Origin of the sequence: Pantoea sp. CTOTU46764 (assembly GCF_031974595.1) — a bacterium.
GTDB classification, from domain to species: Bacteria; Pseudomonadota; Gammaproteobacteria; order Enterobacterales; family Enterobacteriaceae; genus Pantoea; species Pantoea trifolii.
Map to the genome: position 1 here is coordinate 22837 of NZ_DALYOQ010000074.1, position 3798 is coordinate 26634.

The 3798-nt window shown below is 57.6% G+C and carries 3 protein-coding genes; all 3 read left to right on the forward strand.

Translation table 11 applies throughout. The features are described 5' to 3' along the window. Nucleotides 1-313: 313 nt before the first annotated feature. The 3 genes from RTM06_RS19250 to RTM06_RS19260 are packed head-to-tail and all read left to right on the forward strand — an operon-like array spanning nt 314 to nt 3607. The gene (locus tag RTM06_RS19250; protein WP_312184328.1) at nt 314-1402 is read left to right on the forward strand and encodes an LLM class flavin-dependent oxidoreductase; all 1089 of its coding nucleotides are present in this window, start codon (nt 314-316) and stop codon (nt 1400-1402) included. Nucleotides 1403-1407: 5 nt separating this feature from the next. Next, on the forward strand, nt 1408-1998 hold the full coding sequence (locus tag RTM06_RS19255; RefSeq protein WP_312184330.1) for a cysteine dioxygenase: 591 nt from the start codon (nt 1408-1410) through the stop codon (nt 1996-1998). Beyond that, entirely contained in the window at nt 1991-3607 is a 1617-nt protein-coding gene (locus RTM06_RS19260) for a rhodanese homology domain-containing protein (RefSeq protein WP_312184332.1), read from the forward strand. Before RTM06_RS19255 ends, RTM06_RS19260 begins: the two co-directional genes overlap by 8 nt. Nucleotides 3608-3798: the final 191 nt, after the last annotated feature.

The following is a 3798-nucleotide window of genomic DNA, read 5'->3' on the forward strand; positions in this document are numbered from 1 at the left end:
CAAAGGTCTGAACGAAGAGCAAGGTAACGTGGTTTCACGCTTTGGTCTGAAACTGCTGTACGGTTCAACGCTGGTGAGCGTGCTGTCAGCCGCTATCGCTGGCCTGGTGTTGGCCTTCTGATCAAAGGGGCGAGCTACGGCTCGCCCTTCTCTTCTTATTTATTTCAATCGGTTCTATCCCGCCTCGCCCCGGCTTTTCCCCCGCCATCACCCGCTTCACCGTGAAACGCAAAACCTTTGCACAATATTGAATTTCCGTTCATACCGCCTGCGCCCGTAGTTTTTCTCCATGACGTCACTTCAGGAGAACCGCATGAGCATTCAATTCCTTGGCATGATTGGCCACCGCCTCGCCTCCGAGATTATCCCGGCTAGCGGCCCGCTGTTCGATAAAGAGTACATTGCACGTTTTGCGCGTGCGCATGAAGACGCTGGTTTTGATCGCATTCTGGTGGGCTATTGGTCGGATCAGCCGGATGGCTTTCTGGTGACCGCGCACGCGGCGGCGCACACCTCAACGCTGAAATTTTTGCTGGCGCATCGCCCCGGTTTTGTCTCGCCGACATTAGCGGCGCGCAAACTGGCTTCGCTTGATCACTTAACCGACGGCCGTTTAGCGGTGCACATTATTAGCGGCGGTAGCGATGTCGAGCAGCGCCGCGACGGTGACTTCCTCAACAAAGCCGAGCGCTATGCGCGCAGCGATGAGTTTCTCACTGTGTTGAAGCAGAGCCTCGAATCCGCGCAGCCGTACGATCATCAAGGCACGTTTTATCAGGTTGAACAGGCGTTTTCGGCCATCAAACCGTTGCAGAAAAAACTGCCTATCTATTTTGGCGGATCGTCGCAGGAAGCGATTGATGTCGCTGCACGGCATGCCGATGTGTTTGCGCTGTGGGGCGAACCGCTGAAAGGTGCTGAGGAGACGGTACGCAACGTGCGCGCTGCTGCTGCCAGACAGGGGCGCGAAATCAACTTCAACATTTCGTTCCGTCCGATTCTTGGCAAAACGGAGAAAGAAGCCTGGGAACGCGCGGAACACATCCGCGCCACGGCAGAGAAACAACTTAACGAAACTGGCTTTGCCTTTGGCAAGGCGAAACCGCAGAGCGTTGGCGCACAGCGTTTACTCGCCGCCGCCAATGAAGGCGATCGTCTGGATAAAGTGTTGTGGACCGGCGTCGCAAAACTGGTTCAGGGCGGCTACAACTCCACCGCGCTGGTGGGAACGCCGGAACAAGTCTCCGATGCGCTGCTGGAATATTATCGCCTTGGCATCCATAGCGTACTGATTCGCGGCTTCGACCCGCTTAACGATGCAGTGGAATATGGCCGTGAGCTGATCCCGCTGACGCGCGAGAAAGTCGATGCGCTCTCCGCCGCCGATAAAAGGAGCGCCTGAATCTGATGAGCCATTATCAGCACCATCGTCTGCGCGATTTCGTCGCCAATCTGGCTAATCTGCTGGAGACAAAGCCCGAGGAAGCCACGGTGTTACAACGTGGCAGCGAGTGGCTTGGCGAGCTGATTCGCCACGACGACTGGCTGGACGACGCCTTTACTCAACCTCATCCCGAACACTATCAGCAATATTTGTTATATGCCGATGCGCAGCAGCGCTTCTCGGTGGTGAGTTTCGTTTGGGGGCCGGGCCAGCAAACGCCAATTCACGACCATCGCGTATGGGGATTGATTGGCATGCTGCGCGGCGCGGAAATTTCACAATCCTGGCAGCCGGGGCCGAACGGATTGCAGCCGGAAGGCGCTCCCGTTCGACTCGATTCTGGCAGCGTTGAAGCGGTATCGCCAACGGTGGGTGATATCCATCGCGTCAGCAACGCCTATGACGACCGCGTCTCCATCAGCATTCACGTTTATGGCGCCAACATTGGCGCGGTCAAACGCGCGGTCTACCGCGAAGACGGCAGCGAAAAAACGTTTATCTCCGGTTACAGCAACCGCTACTTACCGAACATTTGGGACCTTTCACATGACTAAACCGGTTTTCCCTTTACGCCAGGCGGCGGAACTAATGGATGCGCTGCGACAGCAGCAGGAAGTGGCGATTGTCGATGTGCGCGATGAAGCGCTGTTTGCCACCGCGCATCCGCTGTTTGCGGTGAATATTCCGCTGTCAAAACTGGAGCTTGAGCTACTGGACCGCATTCCGCAGCGCACCACCGCGATTACGCTGTATGACAGCGGCGAAGGCCTGGCGCAAACCGCTGCCGAGCGCATTGCTGCACTGGGTTACAGCAATGTCGCGCTGCTGGCAAATGATTTGGCCGGCTGGCAAGCGGCGGGCGGCGAACTGTTTATCGACGTGAATTCACCCAGCAAAGCGTTTGGCGAGCTGGTTGAGCATCACAATCACACGCCCTCTTTGTCAGCGGACGAAGTGCATCAGCTGATTAACAGCGATGCTAACGTGGTGGTGCTGGATGCGCGCCGTTTCGATGAGTATCAAACCATGAGTATTCCAGGCGCTACCAGCGTGCCGGGCGGTGAGCTGGTGCTGCGCGTGCGTGATATCGCGCCGTCGCCGGAGACCACGGTGATTGTTAACTGCGCCGGTCGCACACGCAGCATCATCGGTACGCAATCGCTGGTCAATGCCGGAATTCGCAATCCGGTGTTCGCGCTGCGCAATGGCACCATCGGCTGGACGCTGGCCGGACATGCGCTGGATAAGGGCCAGTCGCGCCGTTATGGCGAGACCAGCGAAACCGCCCAGCGTCAGGCGGCAAACAATGCGCGCAGCATCGCCGATCGCGCGGGTGTGGAACGTATCCCACTCGCCACGCTGAAGCGTTGGCAGCAAGAGACGCGCACCACTTATCTGTTTGATGTGCGTGATGCCGACGAGTACGCCGCCGGGCATCTGCCTGGCAGCCGCCACGTGCCGGGGGGCCAATTAGTGCAGGAGACCGATCATTACGCCAGCGTACGCGGTGCGCGCATCGTGCTGATTGATGATGACGGCGTGCGCGCCAATATGACCGCATCCTGGCTGGCGCAGCTTGGCTGGCAGGTTTCAGTGCTGGAGGAGCTGCAGGCCAGTGATTTTAGTGAAAGCGGAAACTGGAAAGCGCAGGTGCCGCCCGTCGCTCAACCCGAATTCATCTCACCGCAGCAGTTAGCGGAATGGCTGCAGGAAGGGCAAACGCAGGTGCTGGATTTCACCACGCGCGCAAACCATCTTAACAGCCATATTCCGGGCGCGGCCTGGTTGCTGCGATCTGCTCTGCAACAGCAAGGCAAGGCGTTGTTGCCGGAGGCGCGTCGCTATGTATTAACCTGTGGCAGCAGCCTGCTGGCAGGCTATGCGGTGGAACAGGTGGCTGAGCTGACCGGTAAACCTGTGTTTGTGCTGGAAGGCGGTAACGCTGCCTGGCGCAGCGCGGGTTTGCCGACGGAGCAAGGAGAACAGCATCTGCTGTCACCGGCTATTGATCGCTATCGTCGCCCGTATGAAGGCACCGATATTGAAGCAGGCGTGATGCAGGCGTATCTGGAGTGGGAATACGGTTTAGTGGCGCAGCTGGATCGCGATGGCACGCACGGTTTCCGTGTGCTGCAATTGCAGCCGCAGGTAGCAACCGTCTGATAGCGTATTCTGTGGGGGCATTGCTCTCATGCAGATTGGTCGCCATAAATGGCGACCCTACGAAACGACAAAACCGCAGTTAAATGCGTTGCGTTTAGAAGGTGATTTTTTTGAATGCGTTCAGAACGAACAGAGATTTGGTGGAGATAAGCGGGATCGAACCGCTGACCTCTTGCATGCCATGCAAGCGC